Origin of the sequence: Pseudomonas sp. PS02303 (genome assembly GCF_029959925.1) — a bacterium.
Taxonomy (GTDB): Bacteria; Pseudomonadota; Gammaproteobacteria; order Pseudomonadales; family Pseudomonadaceae; genus Aquipseudomonas; species Aquipseudomonas mandelii.
This window is the reverse complement of the sequence record NZ_JASCOM010000158.1, coordinates 1-13,865: the sequence shown is the minus strand read 5'-3', so window position 1 is coordinate 13,865 and position 13,865 is coordinate 1. Positions and strand designations below refer to the sequence as shown.

Here is a 13,865-nt window from a genome sequence, read left to right as displayed (position 1 = left end):
GCTTGCTCCCGCTAGAGTGCGTAGCACTCTCCATTGCAAGGGACCGCTTCGCGCTCCAGCGGGAGCAAGCTCCCTCGCCACAGGATCGCGTCAACCTGGAACTTGCAACGCCGGGCCGTAGCCTTCGATGAACTCGGCCGGCATGCGCTTGGGCTTGCCGGTGGACAGTTCGATGCAGACGAAAGTGGTTTGCGCGCGCAGCAACGTGGTGTTATCGCTGGGGCGCTTCAACTGGAAGTGGCGGGTCATTTTCAGGCGCTGATCCCAATCGACAATCCAGGTCGCCAATTGCAACTCATCGCCCTCATAGGCGGCGGCCAGGTAATCGATCTCGTGCCGCACCACCGCCATCGCCCGATCCAGCCGACGATACTCGACCAGGTCCAGCCCCAGCCGCTGCGAGTGGCGCCAGGCGCAGCGTTCGAGCCAGGTCACGTACACCGCGTTGTTCGCGTGCCCCAGCCCGTCGATGTCCTCGGCGCCGACTTCCAGATCAATGATAAATGGCGTTGCCCGATCCCAGCCCATGCCCCACTCCCGGTCAGATGATGTCGACCGGGGCAGTGTAACGGATGCTCAGGCCGATTGGCGCGATTGCAGGCTGCGGCCAGCCAGCAGTGATAACACGCCATCAATCACCCGAGGATCGGCCAGCACGCGTTGATGCCCGCCCTCCTCCAGGCGTAACAGCCGGCTGTCGAACCACGCCTCATTGATCAACTGGGACTCCTTGACCGGAACAAAGCAATCATCTTCGGCGTGGACGATCAGCCCCGGCATGTCGAGCTGATAGTGCGCAACATCCAGCGTTGCAGCGCGCATGCCGACGTCTTTCTCGACCTGGCGAATAAACGCCGAACGCGCTTTGGGCGGCAGCCGCACGTAACGGGCAAAACCGCGCAACACCCCGAGAATCCGCGCCGGTGCGGCGATGGTGACCAGGGTTTCGGTGCGCAAACCCAACTGCACTGCGAGCATCGCACTGGCGCCGCCCATGGAGTGGCCAATGACGGCTCGCAGCGGCGGCAACTCGGCGGCCGCTTCGAGCATGGCCCGGGCAAACAGCACCACGTTGGCTTCACTGCCCGGTGAGCGACCATGAGCAGGACCGTCGAGCGCTACGACGGTGTAGCCAGCATCGACCAGCGCCGTGATGAGACTCGCAAACTGTGTCGGCCGCCCTTCCCAACCGTGCATCAGCAACACGGCCGGACCTTGCCCCCAGCGCAGCGCCGAGAGGCCGAAGCGCAAGGTGATCCGTTCGGATTTCGCCAGCAGCGGCAATTCCCAGTCACGCGGTGGCAGCTCCCGCGGCGTCATGAACGCCAGTCGCATTTTGCTCGCGACCAGTTTCGGTGCAAACCAGCCCAAGGTGCCATTAACGCCACGAACCCACTTCAACGTGCTCATCGCTCTCACTCCTCAGGCCAATGCCTTCAGGTCATAGCACCGCCGACTTGGCGGCGCGCAGCAATCGATCGGACAACTCTCCTGGCCCCAGCGCCCTAGCCAGAGCCAGACCCCCGACCATCAAGGCCATGTCGGCCAAGGCTTTGTCGGTGTCTTCCGGGCTGGCCGCCAACTGCGCGACCATCATTTCCACATGCTCATTCAGCGCCACGCGAAACGCGTCCGGCAGGCGACCCAACTCACCGACAGACGCCGGGATCGGGCACGCGGAATCCGAGGAATCACGGTGTTTGCGCGACAGGTAAAACGCAGCCACCAACGCGCGACGCTCTTCGCCGGTCAATTCGGCGTCCATGTCGGCGATCAAGCCACGGCGGTGACCGAGCAGTTGCTTGAATGCTTCCAGCATCATGGCGTCCTTGCTTTCGAAGTGCGCATAGAAGCCGCCAACCGTCAGGCCGGCTGCGCCCATCACTTCGCCCACGCTCGGTTCGGCCGGGCCGCGCTGAATCAGCGCTGCGCTGGCGGCCTTGAGAATGCGTTCGCGGGTTTGAGCTTTTTTATCGTTCATCGTTGCCTCCGAATATTACGACTAGAATATTATTCTCATAATAATTTTCCGCAAGTCGTGGATGTGACCGCTGGTCTGAAGAACAGTTTGAAAGAAATGGGGGATTTGGCCAAACGCCAGACAAACAAAAGGGCCATTCAATAATTGAATGACCCTTATAAAATCCCGCAGAGCGGGTAATCGTGGCGTCCCCTAGGGGACTCGAACCCCTGTTACCGCCGTGAAAGGGCGGTGTCCTAGGCCACTAGACGAAGGGGACGCAAAACCTTCTATACAACTGATCAGTGCTGAGAGCTGATCGATTCAAGGCCGGTGTGGCCAGACCTTGAACTGTAAAATTGGTGGAGCTAAGCGGGATCGAACCGCTGACCTCCTGCATGCCATGCAGGCGCTCTCCCAGCTGAGCTATAGCCCCGGATTTTTCGCCTCGCGGCGGAGCGACATCTTGCGACATCGCTTCTGTAAAACTGGCGTCCCCTAGGGGACTCGAACCCCTGTTACCGCCGTGAAAGGGCGGTGTCCTAGGCCACTAGACGAAGGGGACGCAAACCCTTCTATACAACAGATCAACGCTGAGTGTTGATCGCTTCAAGGCCGGTGTGGCCAGACCTTGAAGTGTAAATTGGTGGAGCTAGACGGGATCGAACCGTCGACCTCTTGCATGCCATGCAAGCGCTCTCCCAGCTGAGCTATAGCCCCTCATCGCTGAGGACGGGGCGAATCTTAATGGCGCTTCGGAAAGCTGTCAAACTTATTTTTAACAATTTTCAAAATTTTTTGTCGCCATAACAATCACTTACCGCCCTCCCCCCGGAAAAACGGGGGCGGCGCCGAAGATCACGATCAAATGATCGCCACCTCCGGCAGCCCCTACGAGGTCAAACGTCCTCAGGCAATGTTGCCCAAGAGTTTTTCCCACTCCTTGTTTTCCTTCTTCGACACGCCGCCCAGCAGGTCGATGGCCTGGCGCAGACGGAAACGAGTCAGGTCCGGACCAAGGATTTCCATCGCATCAAGCACCGACACCGAACTGGCCTGGCCAGTGATCGCGGCGAACATCAGCGGCATGGCGTCACGCAGCTTCAGCTCCAGGGATTCGACCACCGCCTGAATCGTCGCGGTGATGCTGTCCTTCTCCCACTGACGCAGGCTTTCCAGCTTCCACAGAATCAGCTGCATCAACTGACGAACCTGGTCGCCCGAGAGCTTCTTCGATTCGAACAGTTTGGCATCCGGGTTCACGCCACCGGCGAAGAAAAAGCCGGCCAGCGGTGCAACCTGACTGAAGGTCTCGACGCGACCCTGCACGTGCGGCGCGATCTTCATCATGTATTCCGGGTTCAGCGCCCAGGTTTGCAGGCGCGAAGCGAACTCTTCCACCGGCAAGTCACGCAGCCATTGGCCGTTGAGCCACGACAGCTTCTCGATGTCGAAAATCGGCCCGCCGAGGGACACGCGGCTCAGGTCGAAATTGTCGACCATTTCCTGCAGCGAGAATTTTTCGCGCTCGTCCGGCATCGACCAGCCCATGCGGCCGAGGTAGTTGAGCATCGCTTCCGGCATGAAGCCCATGCGCTCGTAGAACGTCACCGAGGTCGGGTTCTTGCGCTTGGACAGCTTGCTCTTGTCCGGGTTACGCAGCAGCGGCATGTAGCACAGCTCCGGTTGTTCCCAGCCGAAGTATTCATAAAGCAGGATCAGCTTCGGCGCCGATGGCAGCCACTCTTCACCGCGCAGAACGTGGGTAATGCCCATCAAGTGGTCGTCGACCACGTTGGCCAGGAAGTACGTCGGCAGGCCGTCAGTCTTCATCAACACTTGCATGTCCATGCGATCCCACGGGATCTCGACGTCGCCACGCAGCATGTCCGGTACCACGCAAACGCCTTCGCTCGGCACTTTCATGCGGATCACATGAGGCTCGCCAGCGGCCAGGCGCCGGGCGACTTCTTCTTTCGAGAGCAACAGCGCACGGCCGTCGTAACGCGGGGTTTCGCCACGGGCCATTTGTTCGGCGCGCATCTGGTCCAGCTCTTCGGCGGTGCAGAAGCACGGGAAGGCGTGGCCCATCTCGACCAACTGCTGGCAGTACTTCTGATAGATGTCGCCGCGTTCGCTTTGACGATACGGACCGTGCGGGCCGCCAACGTCCGGACCTTCGCTCCAGTCGATGCCCAACCAGCGCAAGGCGTCGAAAATCTGCTGTTCGGACTCCCGGGTCGAGCGCAACTGGTCGGTGTCTTCGATCCGCAGGATGAACTCACCGCCATGCTGCTTGGCAAAGCAGTAGTTGAACAAAGCGATGTAAGCGGTACCTACGTGGGGGTCCCCGGTAGGCGATGGCGCGATGCGCGTGCGGACGGTGGTCATGGCAAGTCTCGAAATGAAGATAAAACAAAGGGCGAATGGTAACAGGCGATACCCGCCCGGCTCCAGTCAGCAGGGCATTTAAGCCAAGGTTGCGTCTACAACGGGCCTGAGCCGCGATGAATGATCGATTATCAGCCGATGGCATTTACCCACTATCGACTGTATGCAAGATTCACCTGCTGATAACTTTCCTTACAATTTCTCGACTACAGTCTGCCCCATGCCCGCCCAACTCAAGCGACGCCTGTTTATTTTCCTGCTGATCGTCCTGCTGATTGCCGGGGGCTTCTTCGCCCAATGGTTCTTCAAGGGGCGGTTTTATGAAAGCACCGACAACGCCTATGTCCAGGGCGAGATCACCCGTGTCTCAAGCCAATTGGGCGCGCGCATCGATCAGGTGCTGGTGCAGGACAATCAGCACGTTGAGAAAGGCCAGTTGCTGATCAAGCTCGAAGGCGATGACTTCCACCTCGCCGTTGACCGCGCCAATGCCACCCTCGCTACCCGACAAGCCGAACGTTTGCAGGCGCAAAGCAAACTGACCCAGCAAGCCAGCCTGATCGCCGCCAGCGAGGCGCAAGTCGCCTCCAGCCAGGCCAGCCTTGGGCGTTCGCAGATCGACTTGTCCCGCGCGCAAACCCTGCGCAAACCCGGTTATGTGTCGGAAGAACGGGTGACCACCCTCTCCGCCGACAACCACATCGCCCGTTCGCAAGTGACCAAGGCCCAGGCCGACGCACAAAGCCAACGCCAGCAAGTCAATTCCTTGAGCGCCGAGATCAAGCGCCTCGACGCGATGATCGCCAATGCCAAAACCGACCTCGCCCAGGCCGAACTGAACCTGACCCGCAGCGAAATCCACGCGCCGATCAGCGGCCTGATCGGCCAGCGCGCGGCTCGACAAGGCCAATACGTGCAGGCCGGCGCTTATCTGCTGTCGATCGTCCCGGACCAGGACATCTGGATTCAGGCCAACTTCAAGGAAACCCAGATCGGCCACATGCAGCCCGGCCAGAAAGCCACGCTGACTTTCGACGCCTACAGCGACACACCGATAGACGCACGGGTCGACAGCCTGTTCGCCGCCTCGGGCGCACAGTTCAGCCTGTTGCCGCCGGACAATGCCACGGGCAATTTCACCAAAGTCGTACAACGGATCCCGGTAAAACTGACGTTCGCTGCGGACAACCCGCTGCACGGCAAGATTCGCCCAGGGATGTCGGTCACCGCCAAAGTGAACATCAAAGACGCCCCTGACGATGGCCGGTGATCAACTGATCCGCCCGGCCGGCGAACCGACCCGGCGGGACTGGATTGCGGTGATGAGCGTGATGCTCGGCGCCTTCATGGCCGTGCTGGATATCCAGATCACCAACTCGTCGCTCAAGGACATTCAGGGCGCGCTGTCGGCGACCCTGGAAGAAGGCTCGTGGATTTCCACGTCCTATCTGGTGGCGGAAATCATCATGATCCCGCTGACCGCGTGGCTGGTGCAGCTGCTGTCGGCGCGACGCCTGGCAGTCTGGGTGTCATTGGGATTTCTCGCCGCCTCCCTGCTCTGCTCCATGGCCTGGAGCCTGGAGAGCATGATCATCTTTCGAGCGTTACAGGGATTCACCGGCGGTGCCCTGATCCCGCTGGCCTTCACCCTCACCCTGATCAAACTCCCGGAACACCACCGCGCCAAAGGCATGGCCATGTTCGCCATGACCGCGACGTTCGCGCCCTCCATTGGCCCAACCCTTGGCGGCTGGCTGACGGAAAACTGGGGCTGGGAGTACATTTTCTACATCAACATACCGCCCGGCCTGATCATGATCGCCGGTCTGATGTACGGCCTTGAGAAGAAAGAGGCGCACTGGGAACTGCTCAAAAGCACCGACTACATGGGCATCCTCACGCTTGGCGTCGGCCTCGGCTGTTTGCAGGTGTTTCTGGAAGAAGGCCATCGCAAGGACTGGCTCGAGTCGAACCTTATCGTGACCCTGGGCAGCATCGCGCTGGTGAGCCTGATCACTTTTGTAATCGTGCAGTTTTCCAAGCCCAATCCGCTGATCAACCTCAGTATCCTGGGTAATCGCAACTTCGGTTTATCGAGTATTTCCAGCCTCGGGATGGGTGTCGGCTTGTACGGCTCGATCTTCCTGTTACCGCTGTACCTGGCGCAGATCCAGAACTACAACGCCCTGCAGATCGGCGAAGTGATCATGTGGATGGGCGTGCCGCAGCTGTTTCTGATTCCGCTGGTGCCCAAGCTGATGAAATACGTGTCGCCCAAATGGCTGTGCGCAATAGGCTTCGGGCTGTTCGGGTTGGCGAGCTTTTCGTCGGGGGTGCTGAACCCGGACTTTGCCGGGCCGCAGTTCAATCAGATCCAGATCATCCGGGCGCTGGGCCAGCCGCTGATCATGGTGACCATCTCGCTGATCGCCACCGCTTACATCCTGCCGCAGGACGCGGGATCGGCGTCGAGCCTGTTCAATATCCTGCGCAACCTCGGCGGCGCGATTGGCATCGCCCTCCTCGCGACCTTGCTGGACGCGCGAACCAAGACCTACTTTGATTACTTGCGTGAATCCATCGTGCCGAGCAATCCGCAGGTGGCGGAGCGAATGGCGTCGATGACGGACCGGTTCGGCAGTGAGACGGCAGCGCTGGGCAAGCTGAGCGAGATTGCGCATCAGCAGGCGTCGATCATGGCGTACAACGATGCGTTTCACTTTGTCGGGATTGCGCTGGGGATCAGCATGATTGCGGTGTTGTTGACCAAGGCGTTGCCGGTGGGGCTCAAGGCTGGCGAGGCGCACTAACCCCGATTGCGGTGGTGACCTTTCGGACGCCTTCGCGGGCGAGCCTCGCTCCTACAAGGTTTGTGGCGCGCCCGCGAGATGTGAACGGCACAAAATCAGAAGGCGCGAGGCTCGTCCGCGAAGGCGCATGCACATTCACCGCAAATCTCAGACAGTAATCAATCGATCCCGCAACTTGCCAATCTCATCGCGCATCTGCGCCGCCGCTTCAAACTCCAGATCCCGCGCCAGCGCGTACATCTTCTCTTCCAGCGCTTTGATGCGCTTGGCGATCTCGCCCGGTGAGCGCAATTCGGCTTCGTACTTGGCGCTTTCCTCGGCAGCCTTGGCCATGCCTTTGCGCTTCTTGCTGCGCGAACCGGGCACGGTGGCGCCTTCCATGATGTCGGCCACGTCCTTGAATACACCCTTCGGCGTGATGCCATTGGCGAGGTTGAAGGCGATCTGCTTGTCGCGACGCCGTTCGGTCTCGCCGATCGCCCGCTCCATGGAGCCGGTGATGCGATCCGCATACAGAATCGCCCGGCCATTGAGGTTACGCGCGGCCCGGCCGATGGTCTGGATCAACGAACGCTCGGAACGCAGGAAACCCTCCTTGTCTGCATCGAGAATCGCCACCAGCGACACTTCCGGCATGTCCAGGCCTTCACGCAGCAGGTTGATCCCCACCAGCACATCGAACGTGCCCAGACGCAGATCGCGGATGATTTCGACCCGCTCCACGGTGTCGATGTCCGAGTGCAGGTAACGCACCCGCACGCCATGGTCGGCCAGGTAATCGGTCAAGTCTTCAGACATGCGCTTGGTCAGCGTAGTCACCAGCACCCGCTCTTCCAGCGCCACACGTTTACCGATTTCCGAGAGCAGATCGTCAACCTGGGTCAACGCCGGGCGGATTTCGATCTGCGGATCCACCAGCCCGGTTGGGCGAACCAGTTGCTCGACCACGCGACCGGCGTGCTCCGCTTCGTAATTGCCCGGCGTGGCCGAGACGAAAATCGTCTGCGGGCTGATGCTTTCAAATTCGTCGAAACGCATCGGCCGGTTATCCAGCGCTGACGGCAGGCGGAAGCCGTATTCCACCAACGTCTCTTTACGGGAACGGTCGCCCTTATACATGGCACCGACCTGCGGCACGCTGACGTGGGATTCGTCGATCACCAGCAAGGCGTCGGCGGGCAGGTAGTCGAACAGAGTCGGTGGCGCCTGGCCGGATTCACGGCCCGACAGGTAGCGCGAGTAGTTTTCGATACCGTTGCAGTAACCCAGTTCGAGGATCATCTCCAGGTCGAAACGGGTGCGCTGCTCCAGGCGCTGGGCTTCCACCAGTTTGTTGTTGGTTCGCAGGTAATCCAGGCGCTCCTGCAATTCGACCTTGATCCCTTCGACGGCACCCAGCAGGGTTTCCCGTGGCGTCACGTAGTGGCTTTTCGGGTAGAAGGTGAATCGCGGCAACTTGCGGATTACTTCGCCGGTCAGCGGATCGAAAGCCGACAGGCTCTCGACTTCGTCATCGAACAGCTCGATGCGGATCGCTTCGAAGTCGGATTCCGCCGGGTGGATATCGATCACATCGCCGCGCACCCGGAAGGTCGCCCGGGCGAACTCCATGTCGTTGCGCGTGTATTGCAAGTCTGCCAGGCGACGCAGCAACGCACGCTGATCGAGCTTGTCGCCGCGATCCACGTGCAGCACCATTTTCAAATAGGTTTCCGGACTGCCCAAACCATAGATGCACGACACCGTGGTGACGATGATCGCGTCCTTGCGTTCCAGCAGCGCCTTGGTCGCGGACAGCCGCATCTGCTCGATGTGGTCGTTGATCGAGGCGTCTTTCTCGATGAAGGTGTCCGATGACGGCACATAGGCTTCTGGCTGGTAGTAGTCGTAGTAGGAAACGAAGTACTCGACGGCATTGTTCGGGAAGAACGCCTTGAACTCACCATACAACTGCGCGGCCAGGGTCTTGTTCGGCGCCAGCACCAAGGTCGGACGCTGTACCTGGGCGATCACGTTGGCGATGCTGAAGGTCTTGCCCGAGCCGGTCACACCAAGCAACGTCTGGTGCGCCAGCCCGGCTTCGATGCCCTCGACCATCAGGCGGATGGCTTCCGGCTGATCGCCGGCGGGCTCGAAGCGGGTGACTAGCTGGAATTCAGACATGTATACCTCTGATATCGCGCCAGCGCGGTCAAACCGGCAGCAACGAGAAAGACCGCAAACGACTCACGCCGCCCGAGGAAAAAACAGGATTGTGCTCAATGTGGAGCCGATTGCCTGCGCTTTCAAGGCAAACGTCCTACATCCCTTGAAGTCTTTGATGCCGGCATTCGACTAACGGTCGAAAAATAATCGAAAAAACTTACCTGAAAAGCTGATTCGTCTGTCGCCATCAATCGCAAATGGCCTCTATACTAGCTCCCCGTTTGTGCACCGCTCTAGTGCATTCGGCTGGAGCGCGACACGTCCCTCCACACTCCATTCAGAGCCGCCGCAAAAATGAGCCTGTTCTCCGCTGTCGAAATGGCACCACGCGATCCAATCCTGGGCCTCAACGAAGCATTCAACGCCGATACCCGTACCAACAAGGTCAACCTGGGAGTCGGTGTTTACTGCAACGAGGAGGGGAAAATTCCACTCCTGCGCGCCGTTGTCGAAGCCGAGACGATTCGCGTCGCTCAACACGCGTCCCGTGGCTATTTGCCAATCGACGGCATCGCCGCCTACGACCAGGCAGTGCAGAAACTGCTGTTCGGCAATGACTCGCCACTGATCGCCGCTGGCCGCGTCATCACCACCCAGGCCGTTGGCGGCACGGGCGCCCTGAAAATCGGCGCCGACTTCCTCAAGCAACTGCTGCCGAACGCCGTTGTGGCGATCAGCGACCCGAGCTGGGAAAACCACCGCGCCCTGTTCGAAACCGCCGGTTTCCCGGTGCAGAACTACCGTTACTACGACGCCGCGACCCATGACGTTAATCGTACCGGCCTGCTTGAAGACCTGAACGCCTTGCCTTCCGGCTCGATCGTTGTGCTGCACGCCTGCTGCCACAACCCGACCGGCGTGGACCTGAGCCCGGCGGACTGGAAAAACGTCCTGGACGTGGTGAAAGCCAAAGGTCACGTGCCGTTCCTCGACATGGCCTACCAGGGTTTTGGCGATGGCATCGACGAAGACGCCGCTGCCGTGCGCCTGTTTGCTGAATCGGGCCTGACCTTCTTCGTCTCCAGCTCGTTCTCCAAATCCTTCTCGCTGTACGGCGAGCGCGTTGGCGCCCTGTCGATCGTCAGCGAATCGAAAGAAGAAAGCGCGCGCGTGCTGTCGCAAGTCAAACGCGTGATCCGCACCAACTACTCCAACCCGCCGACCCACGGTGCCAGCATCGTCGCCGCGGTCCTGAACAGCCCGAAACTGCGCGCCCAGTGGGAAGAAGAACTGGCCGAAATGCGCCTGCGGATTCGTGGCATGCGCACCCAGATGGTCGACCTGCTGGCGAAAAACGCGCCACAGCGTGATTTCAGCTTCGTCGGTCGTCAGCGCGGCATGTTCTCCTACTCCGGCCTGACGGTTGAGCAAGTCACCCGCCTGCGCAGCGAGTTCGGCATCTACGCCCTGGACACCGGCCGCATCTGTGTGGCGGCATTGAATCAGAGCAACATTGATGCAGTGACCAAGGCCATCGTTGCGGTGATCTGAGTCTCGCGCAGTACGGAAAACGGGAAGCCTTGGGGCTTCCCGTTTTTTATTCGTCGCAGATAAGTGTCAAAGCGCTATCGGCGCCCTCTAAACTCCACACAACGATGCACCTGCAGGATCGCCGCACCGCTCGCTCCTACAGGTTTTGTGTACACCTGAGAATTCTTACGAGAACCCACATGAAAAACGATGACCTACGCGCCGACCGTGACGAGCTGGACCATTTTGTCCCTCGCACACCGGCCAAACGCGGTAACAACCTGGTGCTGCAAGTGGCCGCTGGCGTATTTCTCGGCGGCCTGGCCTTGTGGCTGGTGCAACTGGCCGCCACGATGCTGTACGCCAAGCTGATGCTCGCCACGGTCACCTTCGGCGGTTAAGCCAGTTCGGTCGCACGCTGACTGGCGGCATCGTCATAGGCGACGTAGAGCGATTCGGCGACCTGACTCTTGATCGCTTTGGCGCTTTCCAGACCGAGGACGAAGCCCTCAGCCTTGCCGCCCGCGCGGTTCAGATCGTCAGCGGTGCTGGCTTGGGTGATCGCGTCAAACAGCTTCTCGGCATGCGGGCCGACACCTTTGGGCAGGCTGATCTGAGCGATGCTCATGCGAACACCCCGTTGTCTTGAGGGGTGAGGATTGGGTGATTCATGGCACGTACCTTTTCGGCGAATGGCCGGCAGCGCGTGTAACCACTTCCGGGCGGCCATGGTAGACCTCTGAGGCGATTCTGGTAACCGCCCACTGCCGATAAACCACCGTCCGTCTCCATGAATCCATCAAGTTGTTAACAGATGCTTGACTTCTCTTTCTGAATCAGTAACATACGCGCCATTCCGCGATAGCTCAGTTGGTAGAGCAAGTGACTGTTAATCACTGGGTCCCTGGTTCGAGTCCAGGTCGTGGAGCCAGACAGCAATATCGAAAAGCCCCTGAATCGAAAGGTTCAGGGGCTTTTTTGTGGCCGCTGGAAAAGCAAAAGGCCGATCTGTCTATTCAACAGATCGGCCTGGTTAGCAGGTGCCGCCGTCAGACATGCTCACTGCTTTTAGCATGAGCCGCTCGATGCTCGCTCGATTCATGGGCCGCTTCCACCACCGGAATCTCGTTCCCGTCGCAGTCACGCAGTTTACCTTCGCTGAAGTAATCCCCTTCACGCAACGCCGCCAGATCCTGATATCGAAGAACCCGCTCGGTACCGGCCGCGAACACCGATTGCTGATCCGAGTTACCGGCAGTGAGGTGGTTGAAGGCCAGGTTGAGCACGATGGCCATGATCGCCGAGGAGCTGATGCCCGAGTGGAAGATGGTCGCGAACCAACTTGGGAAGTGGTCGTAGAAATTCGGCGCGGCGATCGGGATCATGCCGAAGCCGATGGAGGTGGCGACGATGATCAGGTTGACATTGTTGCGGTAATCAACCTTGGACAGCGTGCGAATGCCACTGGCCGCCACGGTGCCGAACAGCACGATGCCAGCGCCACCCAGTACCGAGGTCGGTACTGCGGCGATGACCCGGCCCATGAACGGCAGCAGACCGAGTATCACCAGGAACAAGCCGCCGGTGGCGACCACGAAACGACTCTTGATGCCGGTCACGGCCACCAGCCCGACGTTCTGGGCGAAGGCGCTTTGGGTGAAGGAACCGAAGATCGGCGCGATCATGCTCGACAGCATGTCGGCGCGCAGGCCGTTGCCCAGGCGTTTGGAGTCGACCTTGGTGTCGATGATTTCACCGACAGCAAGGATGTCCGCCGAGGTTTCCACCAGGGTCACCATGACCACGATGCACATCGACAGGATCGCGGCAAAATGGAAGGTTGGCATGCCGAAGTGGAACGGGGTCGGGAAGCCGAACATCGGGCCTTGCGTGACCGACGAAAAGTCCGCCATGCCAAGGAACACCGCGAGGATCGTGCCGATGACCATCGCCAGCAGGATCGACAAACGGGAGATGGTCGCGCTGCCAATCTTGCTCAGCAGCAGCACCAACACCAGCGTCACCGCCGCCAGACCGATGTTGGCCATGCTGCCGAAGTCCGGGGCATGGCTATTGCCGCCCATGGCCCAGCGTGCAGCCACCGGCATTAGCGTCAAGCCGATGGTGGTGATCACGATGCCCGTCACCAGCGGCGGGAAGAACTTGGTGATTCGCGAGAACACCGGCGTGATCAGTAATCCGATCAACGACGCGGCAATTACCGCCCCGAGAATTGACTGAAAGCCGCCCTCCCCGCCGCTGCTGACAATCGCCACCATCGTCGCGACACCGGAGAAGGACACGCCCTGTACCAGCGGCAACTGACACCCGAAAAACGGTAAACCGAGGGTCTGCAGCAATGTCGCCAAGCCCCCCGCAAACAATGAAGCAGCAATCAACAAACCGATGTCCGCCGGCGAAAGCCCGGCCGCCTGGCCGATGATCAAAGGCACCGCGACGATGCCGCCGTACATGGTCAGAACATGTTGCAGGCCGTAAGCCATATTCGCGCCGACCCCGAGGTTTTCGTCCTCAGGCCGTTGGTGTGAAACATGGGGCGTTTTCATGGTTGGGGGGGTTCCCTGGTTTTTTGTTATGCGCACACTGTATGCAAGAGTCAGGACAAATGTCTATAGAGTTGTATACAACTCACCAGTCAGATAATGGACACATGTCCATGTCGCCCTTTAGCTGCGCGCCTTTCCCCTCCAAAAATCTTGAAATACATCCTTCATCTGCCTGCTCCCCTGCCCGCTAGTCTTTTGCATTCCAAGCGACCTCCGGCACGGACGCCCCCTCGCTTATACATATAAAGTATGCATAATGAAGTCATTCGAAATTCAGTATCACAAGGCAAAAAACGCAGCCAACAAATTAAAGCATCGCGGCATCAGCCTCGCCGAAACAGAACCGGTGTTTTACGACGAACGAGCACTGACGATTCGGGACAACCATCACGATGAACAACGGTGGATCGTCATGGGCATGGATGCCAAAGCTCGCTTGCTGGTCGTTGCGTACACCTATCG

At 59.6% G+C, this 13,865-nt stretch carries 12 protein-coding genes and 5 tRNA genes; 6 read left to right on the top strand and 11 right to left on the bottom strand.

Annotation, left to right across the window (positions count from 1 at the left end; all coding sequences use genetic code 11):
- Positions 1-90: 90 nt before the first annotated feature.
- The 8 genes from QMX98_RS24890 to gltX form a co-directional block, all read right to left on the bottom strand.
- A complete protein-coding gene (locus QMX98_RS24890) occupies positions 91-528 on the bottom strand; it encodes a thioesterase family protein (RefSeq protein ID WP_010456048.1) in 438 nt (145 codons plus the stop codon).
- 48 nt (positions 529-576) lie between these two features.
- Complete coding sequence (locus QMX98_RS24885) at positions 577-1,410, bottom strand: alpha/beta hydrolase (RefSeq protein ID WP_010456049.1); 834 nt, start codon at positions 1,408-1,410, stop codon at positions 577-579.
- A 31-nt stretch (positions 1,411-1,441) separates the two neighbouring features.
- Positions 1,442-1,981, bottom strand: a complete 540-nt coding sequence (locus QMX98_RS24880) for a TetR/AcrR family transcriptional regulator (RefSeq protein WP_008151286.1) — start codon at positions 1,979-1,981, stop codon at positions 1,442-1,444.
- Between the two features lie 183 nt (positions 1,982-2,164).
- Positions 2,165-2,240: transfer RNA gene (locus tag QMX98_RS24875), tRNA-Glu, on the bottom strand.
- An 80-nt stretch (positions 2,241-2,320) separates the two neighbouring features.
- A tRNA-Ala gene (locus tag QMX98_RS24870) sits at positions 2,321-2,396 on the bottom strand.
- A gap of 53 nt (positions 2,397-2,449) precedes the next feature.
- A tRNA-Glu gene (locus QMX98_RS24865) sits at positions 2,450-2,525 on the bottom strand.
- Positions 2,526-2,604: 79 nt separating this feature from the next.
- Positions 2,605-2,680: transfer RNA gene (locus QMX98_RS24860), tRNA-Ala, on the bottom strand.
- A gap of 189 nt (positions 2,681-2,869) precedes the next feature.
- The gene (gene gltX / locus QMX98_RS24855) at positions 2,870-4,351 is read right to left on the bottom strand and encodes a glutamate--tRNA ligase (RefSeq protein WP_008037650.1); all 1,482 of its coding nucleotides are present in this window, start codon (positions 4,349-4,351) and stop codon (positions 2,870-2,872) included.
- A 220-nt stretch (positions 4,352-4,571) separates the two neighbouring features.
- On the opposite strand from gltX, the gene QMX98_RS24850 reads away from it, so the two are divergent.
- Positions 4,572-5,621, top strand: a complete 1,050-nt coding sequence (locus QMX98_RS24850; RefSeq protein ID WP_010456052.1) for an HlyD family secretion protein — start codon at positions 4,572-4,574, stop codon at positions 5,619-5,621.
- 49 nt (positions 5,622-5,670) lie between these two features.
- Positions 5,671-7,161: an MDR family MFS transporter gene (locus tag QMX98_RS24845; RefSeq protein WP_282411519.1), complete on the top strand. Its 1,491-nt coding sequence runs from the start codon at positions 5,671-5,673 to the stop codon at positions 7,159-7,161.
- A gap of 147 nt (positions 7,162-7,308) precedes the next feature.
- Here QMX98_RS24845 and uvrB read toward each other — a convergent pair whose 3' ends face one another.
- On the bottom strand, positions 7,309-9,324 hold the full coding sequence (uvrB, locus tag QMX98_RS24840; protein ID WP_010456056.1) for an excinuclease ABC subunit UvrB: 2,016 nt from the start codon (positions 9,322-9,324) through the stop codon (positions 7,309-7,311).
- Between the two features lie 336 nt (positions 9,325-9,660).
- On the opposite strand from uvrB, the gene QMX98_RS24835 reads away from it, so the two are divergent.
- Entirely contained in the window at positions 9,661-10,857 is a 1,197-nt protein-coding gene (locus QMX98_RS24835) for an amino acid aminotransferase (protein WP_010456058.1), read from the top strand.
- Positions 10,858-11,036: 179 nt separating this feature from the next.
- On the top strand, positions 11,037-11,237 hold the full coding sequence (locus QMX98_RS24830) for a hypothetical protein (RefSeq protein ID WP_010456060.1): 201 nt from the start codon (positions 11,037-11,039) through the stop codon (positions 11,235-11,237).
- Here QMX98_RS24830 and QMX98_RS24825 read toward each other — a convergent pair.
- Positions 11,234-11,464, bottom strand: a complete 231-nt coding sequence (locus tag QMX98_RS24825) for a hypothetical protein (protein WP_010456061.1) — start codon at positions 11,462-11,464, stop codon at positions 11,234-11,236. The genes QMX98_RS24830 and QMX98_RS24825 overlap by 4 nt on opposite strands.
- Positions 11,465-11,691: 227 nt before the next feature.
- On the opposite strand from QMX98_RS24825, the gene QMX98_RS24820 reads away from it, so the two are divergent.
- Positions 11,692-11,767: transfer RNA gene (locus QMX98_RS24820), tRNA-Asn, on the top strand.
- A gap of 118 nt (positions 11,768-11,885) precedes the next feature.
- Here QMX98_RS24820 and QMX98_RS24815 read toward each other — a convergent pair.
- Positions 11,886-13,403, bottom strand: coding sequence for a nucleobase:cation symporter-2 family protein (locus tag QMX98_RS24815; protein WP_010456075.1), 1,518 nt, complete (start codon positions 13,401-13,403; stop codon positions 11,886-11,888).
- Positions 13,404-13,659: 256 nt separating this feature from the next.
- Between QMX98_RS24815 and QMX98_RS24810 the strand changes: the two genes are divergently transcribed.
- Positions 13,660-13,865 (top strand): BrnT family toxin (locus tag QMX98_RS24810; protein ID WP_282411518.1); only part of this gene is annotated, 206 nt, incomplete at its 3' end.